The following is a 7,464-nucleotide window of genomic DNA, read 5'->3' as shown; positions in this document are numbered from 1 at the left end:
CGGAGCGTGGGAACGATCAGAGACATGGCCGTGATCGTTCATACGCTCCACGTGGGAACGCAGCCTTTGACGCTCTGCAGCAACTAATACCAGCGCTGATCTCAAGCAATCCCGGCTGCCCTCGATAATCAAATGCGATCGCGAGGGTGTTTAAATGCTAGGAATCGACCGCAATAAAAAAGGCCACCATCACTGGCAGCTTTTCGCTTCTAGCGTTATCAGCGTGCTATCAATCCCAGCTCAACGCCCCACCCGTCTGGTACTCAATCACCCTAGTCTCAAAGAAGTTCTTCTCCTTCTTCAAGTCCATGATCTCGCTCATCCATGGAAACGGGTTGGTGGTGCCTGGATACTCTTCTTTCAAACCAATCTGGCTCAAACGACGGTTAGCGATGAACTTGAGGTAGTCCTCCATCATCGCGGCGTTCATGCCCAGTACGCCGCGAGGCATGGTGTCGCGGGCGTATTCGATCTCAAGCTGGGTGCCTTGCAGGATCATTTGCGAGGCTTCTTCCTTCATTTCGGCGTCCCACAGGTGTGGGTTTTCGATTTTGATCTGGTTGATCACGTCGATGCCGAAGTTCAGGTGCATGGATTCGTCGCGCAGGATGTATTGGAACTGCTCGGCGACGCCGGTCATTTTATTGCGGCGGCCCATGGAGAGGATCTGGGTGAAGCCGCAGTAGAAGAAGATGCCTTCCAGGACGCAGTAGTAGGCGATCAGGTTGCGCAGCAGTTCCTTGTCGGTTTCGACAGTGCCGGTTTCGAACTTCGGATCGGAGATGGAGCGGGTGTATTTGAGGCCCCAAGCGGCTTTTTTCGCGACCGATGGGATCTCGTGGTACATGTTGAAAATTTCGCCTTCATCCATGGCCAGCGATTCGATGCAGTATTGATAAGCGTGGGTGTGGATCGCTTCTTCGAAAGCCTGGCGCAGGATGTATTGGCGGCATTCGGGGTTGGTGATCAGGCGGTAGACGGCCAGTACCAGGTTGTTGGCGACCAGGGAGTCGGCGGTGGAGAAGAAGCCCAGGTTGCGCATGACGATGCGGCGTTCGTCGTCGGTCAGGCCTTGTGGGTCTTTCCACAGGGCGATGTCGGCGGTCATGTTGACTTCTTGCGGCATCCAGTGGTTTGCGCAGCCGTCGAGGTATTTCTGCCAGGCCCAGTCGTATTTGAAGGGGACGAGTTGGTTGAGGTCGGCGCGACAGTTGATCATGCGCTTTTCATCGACGGCCACACGGGCGGCGGCGCCTTCGAGTTCGGCCAGGCCTTCGGCAACGTCCAGCGCGTCCAGCGCTTTTTTGGCGCGGATCAGGGCGGCGGAGTCTTTGTCGGTGATGTTGCGCGCTTCCAGGGCCGCGGCACCGCCAGCGCTGTCGAGTTTGTCCATGGCTGCTTCAGAAGCGTGGCCGGCGTTGGCGCCTTTGGCGGGTTCGGCGGCGTCTTCTTTGTCGAATTCGTCCCAGCTCAGCATGGTGATGAGGCTCCTGCGTGAGGACCGCCTGTTGAGCGGCCTATGGATTTGATAATTAGGTTGCTGATGTCGCTGACATGCAGGCAATACGGCGGTCGAGAGCAGGCTCTCTGTTAAAGGTGCTTATTCGGGGTATATGAGGGCCGCGTTTATGGTCGAGGGCCACTACACGCGAGAGGAGCCGAATGCTGACACCGCGGAGGCGTTGGGGCCGAGTAGGTGAATCCGGCTTTGGCTGCGCAGGTTGTCATTTCGTGGTCCTTGATTGAGGGGCGCAAGTATACGGAAATTTGCTCCGCGCGTGTGTCCTTGCGACCAATCTATCCATCATTTTAGCCACCGTTGGATACTCGGGAACGATGGCCGGATGTGCCTTTATTCAACAGCGAGGATAGGACGTGTAATCGCCTATGTAGTGTTGAGTGGCGACAGAATACACAGGATATGGGTGTTTAGCACACTGTGTATTTCTACATGTGACGCTGGTATTGACTTGACTCAAGCCTTGGAAAGCAGTTGAGCAGTGCGCTGACAGACGCAGAGCCTTGCGTTACTTGATGCTGACGAGAACGGCCGGGCCCAAGCGTGGTAAAGCATCGCAAGGTGGCTACCTGACAAGCGGTGGTCGCGCAGTACCTCCTATAGCGCACGTCGGTTATTCAGCCTGTGCAATCAATTGCAATTGCCTGCCCAACACAACGCTCGAACACCCTCACCATCCCTCCATAATTACAGCCCACGGCATCGATATTGGTCTGCAGCCATTCGCCGGGCTCGACCTGCCACCAACTGATCTCATACCCCGCGTTGACGATGATGTGTTCAAACAGGATGCGTTGCGTGCGGCGAACAGTTCGGCGCAGGCGTTGATCAGGCCGGCTCGGTCGAGACCTTCAAACCCCTTGGCTTGCGCGAGCGGGCTGAACAGCTTGTTGGCTTCAGGCTCGATGCGACTGGTGATGCAGAGTGAGTCTGGTCGTTGGAGATATTGACGGTGTGCAGTTCGCCCGCCCAATCGTAGAGAGCGGCGAATAGCTGGCGATGGAGGGTTCGCAGGTAGGCAAGCTCGTAAGGCGGGGGAGTGAAGTCGATGGCTTGGGCGGCCACTTCGCAAAGGTCACGTTCGGCGTGGGCAAGGGTAGTGTTGTCGGTGAGGTGCAGTCGGTTGCGCAGCACGTGGCTGCCGCGCGGGCAGTAAGGGTCTTGCCCGACACCGTATTTATCGACCATCAGGCCTGTTTTTGGCGGTAGGTGTTCAGCAGTTATTCCCGAGACGGGAGGCGGCGTTCGGCGTCCAACGGCGTGCTCTCCAAGCCTTCGAGGCGCAGGCTGGCTGCGTAGGTGGAGCGGCGAGTTTTGGCGCAGTAGGCTTTTTTGTCATCCAGAGAGAGAACAGACATTGGGGGATCCCCGGCGGGTGAAGCGGTAAGCGCAGCCGAAAAAGGCCCGCTACCCAGAGGGCAGCGAGCCTTTGTTCGAGGTGTCACATTAATGTGACGCCAGCATTACTTACTGACAAGCCTCACAATCCGGCTCATCAATCGCGCAGGCCTTTGGCACTGGCGCTGGGCCGGGTGCTGCTTCGGCTGGACGTGGGGCGGTGATCGCCGAGTCGTCCGGGCCGTGGCCGCCACTGGAAACGGCGTTGAGCTTGCCGGTGTTGATGGTCGACTTCTCGGTGCTGGTCGCGGCCAGGGCACGGAGGTAGTAGGTGGTTTTCAGCCCACGGTACCAGGCCATGCGGTAGGTCACGTCAAGCTTCTTGCCCGATGCACCAGCGATGTACAGGTTCAGCGATTGCGCCTGGTCGATCCACTTCTGACGACGGCTGGCGGCGTCAACGATCCACTTGGTGTCCACTTCGAAAGCCGTCGCGTACAGGTCTTTGAGTTCCTGCGGGATACGCTCGATCTGTTGCACCGAACCGTCGTAGTACTTGAGGTCGTTGATCATGACCGAGTCCCACAGATCACGAGCCTTGAGGTCGCGAACCAGGTACGGGTTGATCACGGTGAATTCGCCCGAGAGGTTCGATTTCACGTACAGGTTCTGGTAGGTCGGTTCGATCGACTGCGATACGCCGGTGATGTTGGCGATGGTTGCGGTCGGTGCGATGGCCATGATGTTCGAGTTACGAATGCCTTTCTGAACGCGAGCACGCACTGGCGCCCAGTCCAGGGTTTCGTTCAGGTCGACATCGATGTACTTCTGGCCGCGGGCTTCGATCAGGATCTGTTGCGAGTCCAGCGGCAGGATGCCCTTGGACCACAGCGAGCCCTGGAACGTCTCGTAGGCACCGCGCTCGTCAGCCAGGTCGCAGGACGCCTGGATGGCGTAGTAGCTGACGGCTTCCATCGAGCGGTCGGCGAATTCGACGGCAGCGTCGGAACCGTAGGCGATGTGCTGCAGGTACAGCGCGTCCTGGAAGCCCATGATGCCCAGACCGACCGGGCGGTGGCGCAAGTTGGAGTTGCGAGCCTGCGGCACCGAGTAGTAGTTGATGTCGATGACGTTATCGAGCATGCGCACGGCGACGTCGATGGTGCGCTTGAGCTTGTCGGTGTCCAGCTTGCCGTTAACGATGTGGTTCGGCAGGTTGATCGAGCCCAGGTTGCAGACCGCGATCTCGTCCTTGTTGGTGTTCAGGGTGATCTCGGTGCACAGGTTCGAGCTGTGGACCACGCCCACGTGCTGCTGCGGGCTGCGCAGGTTGCACGGGTCTTTGAAGGTCAGCCACGGGTGGCCGGTTTCGAAGAGCATGGACAGCATTTTGCGCCACAGGTCTTTGGCCTGGATGGTCTTGAACAGCTTGACCTTGCCTGGGTACTCGGTCAGCGCTTCGTAATACTCGTAGCGCTCTTCGAAGGCTTTACCGGTCAGGTCGTGCAGGTCCGGGACTTCGGATGGCGAGAACAGGGTCCATTTGCCGTCGTCGAAGACACGCTTCATGAACAGGTCAGGGATCCAGTTGGCGGTGTTCATGTCGTGGGTGCGACGACGATCATCACCGGTGTTCTTGCGCAGCTCGATGAACTCTTCGATGTCCATGTGCCAGGTTTCCAGGTAGGCACACACAGCGCCCTTGCGCTTGCCGCCCTGGTTGACTGCCACAGCAGTGTCGTTGACCACTTTCAGGAAAGGCACGACGCCTTGGGATTTGCCGTTGGTGCCCTTGATGTACGAGCCCAGCGCGCGGACCGGTGTCCAGTCGTTGCCCAGACCGCCTGCGAATTTGGACAGCATGGCGTTGTCGTGGATGGCGTGGTAAATGCCCGACAGGTCATCTGGAACAGTGGTCAGATAGCAGCTCGACAGCTGTGGACGCAGGGTACCGGCGTTGAACAGCGTTGGGGTCGAGGCCATGTAGTCGAAGGACGACAACAGGTTGTAGAACTCGATGGCGCGGTCTTCACGGGCTTTCTCTTCGATTGCCAGGCCCATGGCCACACGCATGAAGAAGATCTGCGGCAGTTCGAAACGCACGCCATCCTTGTGGATGAAGTAACGGTCGTACAGGGTCTGCAGGCCCAGGTAGGTGAACTGCTGGTCGCGTTCGTGGTTGATCGCCTTGCCCAGTTTTTCCAGGTCGAATTCGGCCAGCACAGGGTTCAGCAGTTCGAACTCGATACCTTTGGCGACGTAAGCCGGCAGCGCCTTGGCGTACAGGTCGACCATTTCGTGGTGGGTAGCGCTTTCGGCAACGCCCAAAAAGCCCAGGCCTTCGGCACGCAGGGTGTCCATCAGCAGGCGTGCGGTTACGAAGGAGTAGTTCGGCTCACGCTCGACCAAGGTACGCGCGGTCATGACCAGCGCGGTGTTGACGTCGGTCAGGGCAACGCCGTCGTAGAGGTTTTTCAGGGTTTCGTTCTGGATCAGGTTGGCGTCAACCTCGGCCAGACCTTCACACGCTTCGGTGATGATGGTGTTGAGGCGGCCCATGTCCAGCGGCGTCAGGCTGCCGTCCTTGGTGGTGATACGGATCGAGGGGTGAGCCTGAACCGGGGCTTCGCCACCGCGACCGGCACGCTCTTTGGAGCGGTCGTTACGGTAGATCACGTAGTCGCGAGCCACTTTTTGCTCGCCGGCGCGCATCAGCGCCAGTTCTACCTGATCCTGGATTTCTTCGATGTGGATGGTGCCGCCGGATGGCATGCGACGCTTGAAGGTGGCGGTGACCTGTTCGGTCAGGCGGGCAACGGTGTCGTGGATACGCGACGACGCGGCGGCGGTACCGCCTTCAACTGCGAGGAAAGCCTTGGTGATGGCGACGGTGATCTTGTCATCGGTGTAGGGAACGACAGTGCCGTTGCGCTTGATCACGCGCAGCTGGCCCGGTGCGGTCGCGGACAGGTCCTGCTGGTTGGTACCTGTCTGCGGCGCGGGGACCTGCGGATTCTCGCGAGTTGTGTCTGTTTGCATGGGTGTCTCCACGTTCTCTAAGTTTGTTCGGGCGCAAAACGCACCCACCGTTCCGTCTTGAGACAGTTGACTGACAGGTGCCAGTCTAATGACTTCAAACGGCGGGAAAGGCTTGACGAGCACCGTCCCTGGCTTTGAAGTCCAAAAGGGCGCGGGTCTTGAGCCCGTCGCCCGTTAATATCCGATTCTGAATGCGTACTGCCATTTTGCCGCTTGCGCGTTGCAACCGATGTACCGTTGCGCGCAGATCATGACGCGTGGGCGTCTGCCCTTCGCGTGTGAGCGGTCAGGCGGTAAAACCGGGGATAATTCAACCCGCTGGGCGCGAGAAAAAGGCTTGAAATCTCTCGTCGACTTGTGTTTGGTTTTTTCGAATGAAACCCTACATGTAGGGGGTCGATCAGCGAAGGGGTACAAGATAATGCGTTTCGGACACCAATTGCAACGCATGACCTGTGGATAAAGCTGTGTGTAATTTGTGTGCGAATCATCGAAATCCCGTGTAGGCCGCATACCGACTGGGATGGGCCGTCGGTCACTGTTTTTTGAGGGTGAGAAAACAGTGACCCGGTTTTTGCGGGCGCGCACCCTATCACAAAATGGGCGAGTGGCCAGGGGCCGGGTAGGGTGGTTTTGCATGTCGTGTGTCATGTCGGGCGGTGGGTTTCAGCCTGACCAAATCAGGTCGGCGAGGTAATGCGTGAACACTATGTTGTTTGATGGGCCTCTGGCCGTGTTTTTCAGGATGCTGATACGGGACAGCGCCCGCCCGGTGAGGCCCTTGCCTGAACTGCTGCAGGAACAGACGCTGGATCAGCTGTTAATGCAGGTCTATGGCCCGGAATTGGTGCAGGACAAGCGGCCGGTGCTGGTTTCGCAGTGGTTCAAGTTCTACGCGATGCAACTGATTCCCCCGGTGGTGGTGGCGGGACTGGTGCACGGCGTCAGTTGGCCCCTGCAGTTGAGTCAGGTGGGGTTCGCCCTGCACGAGCGTGGTTTTCTCGACGGGCTGAGGCTTGAGCAAGCAGTTCCTGTCGCGTCGCCGTCGGATAACCCTTTCGAGCGCTTCGCGCCGTTGCTGGAAAACCTGCAGCAGGTGATCGGGCGCTTAAGTGCCTACGGCGGCGTCATGCCGGGCGTATTGTGGAGCACCGCCGGAGATTATCTGGAGACGTGCCTGCGGCAACTGGCCGAGATCGGTTACGCGTCGGCCCAGAAGGGCTATGGCCTGCTGCATGAAAGGCTACGCCCGGATGGGCGGCGCAATGCGCTGTTCAATACCATCCTTTATATGGAAGGACCGGATGGATCGCCCATCAGGCAGCGGCGCAGGTGTTGCCTGAGCTATCAGGTGGAATGGGCGGGGAGATGTGAGTATTGTCCGTTGACGGATAGCGCCTGATTCGGCTTTTTGGGGCTGGACCGTGGCTGCGCTTGGTTCTACCCGCAGGGCCTGGGGGATGGCTTGCCTGCGGACCTGCCGGAGGTTCGCATTAAATCGGGCACCTCGTTGAAACAGACAGACCGCGTGCAACGGGTTTGCTGCCGCTTCGCAGCAGATCGTCAGC

Annotated in this window: 4 protein-coding genes and 1 pseudogene; 1 reads left to right on the top strand and 4 read right to left on the bottom strand. The window is 58.7% G+C overall.

Annotated elements, in window-relative coordinates; translation table 11 throughout:
- Positions 1–229: 229 nt before the first annotated feature.
- From B3I26_RS04570 to B3I26_RS04555, 4 genes and pseudogenes are all read right to left on the bottom strand, one after another.
- Positions 230–1,477, bottom strand: a complete 1,248-nt coding sequence (locus tag B3I26_RS04570) for a ribonucleotide-diphosphate reductase subunit beta (RefSeq protein WP_296255518.1) — start codon at positions 1,475–1,477, stop codon at positions 230–232.
- Between the two features lie 659 nt (positions 1,478–2,136).
- Positions 2,137–2,707: pseudogene (locus B3I26_RS04565) on the bottom strand (Fic/DOC family protein).
- A 32-nt stretch (positions 2,708–2,739) separates the two neighbouring features.
- The gene (locus tag B3I26_RS04560; RefSeq protein ID WP_296255517.1) at positions 2,740–2,877 is read right to left on the bottom strand and encodes a YhfG family protein; all 138 of its coding nucleotides are present in this window, start codon (positions 2,875–2,877) and stop codon (positions 2,740–2,742) included.
- A 109-nt stretch (positions 2,878–2,986) separates the two neighbouring features.
- Positions 2,987–5,896, bottom strand: coding sequence for a ribonucleoside-diphosphate reductase subunit alpha (locus B3I26_RS04555; protein WP_296255515.1), 2,910 nt, complete (start codon positions 5,894–5,896; stop codon positions 2,987–2,989).
- A 709-nt stretch (positions 5,897–6,605) separates the two neighbouring features.
- On the opposite strand from B3I26_RS04555, the gene fhuF reads away from it, so the two are divergent.
- Positions 6,606–7,298: a siderophore-iron reductase FhuF gene (fhuF, locus tag B3I26_RS04550; RefSeq protein WP_296255543.1), complete on the top strand. Its 693-nt coding sequence runs from the start codon at positions 6,606–6,608 to the stop codon at positions 7,296–7,298.
- Positions 7,299–7,464: the final 166 nt, after the last annotated feature.

This window comes from Pseudomonas sp. UBA5706, assembly GCF_002419965.1.
In the GTDB taxonomy this organism is placed as follows: domain Bacteria; phylum Pseudomonadota; class Gammaproteobacteria; order Pseudomonadales; family Pseudomonadaceae; genus Aquipseudomonas.
This window is presented reverse-complemented; position numbering and strand designations above follow the sequence as displayed.